The 385-nt window shown below is 73.2% G+C and carries 1 pseudogene; it reads right to left on the bottom strand.

What is annotated here, in order from left to right:
- A pseudogene (locus L687_RS0120635) lies at positions 1 to 385 on the bottom strand (FAD-dependent oxidoreductase); the annotation flags it as partial.

Raw genomic sequence — 385 nt, 5'->3', positions numbered from 1 at the left:
GGGATCAGGTCGTGCGACTCGTAGTCCTGCGCCGACCAGCGGTGCGTCTCCTCCGCGCCGGGGAAGTGCAGCTGCGTCCAGGCGACGAGGTCCTCCACCGCGGCTCTCTCGCCGCCGGATCGGCCGACCGGGTGCCCGTTGCCGCCCACGATCAGTCGGGCGCCGCCACCGGGGCCGTCCGCGACGGTCACCGGGCGGATGGAGCGCGTCGGTCCGTCGACCGAGAGGAACGTCCCCTCCGGAACGCCGTCCGGCACGCGGAAGGACACGCAGTACGACCGGAGCCCCCGCGTCTTGGCGAAGTACAGACCTCGGTCGGTGATCGGGGTGCCCGTCGCGAGCACGATGTGGTCGGCGAAGAGCGGCCCGTGCGCGGTGTCGACGC

The organism is Microbacterium maritypicum MF109, assembly GCF_000455825.1.
GTDB classification, from domain to species: domain Bacteria; phylum Actinomycetota; class Actinomycetes; order Actinomycetales; family Microbacteriaceae; genus Microbacterium; species Microbacterium maritypicum_A.
The sequence above is the reverse complement of the archived record's forward strand: the minus strand, read 5'-3'. Positions and strand labels throughout refer to the sequence as shown.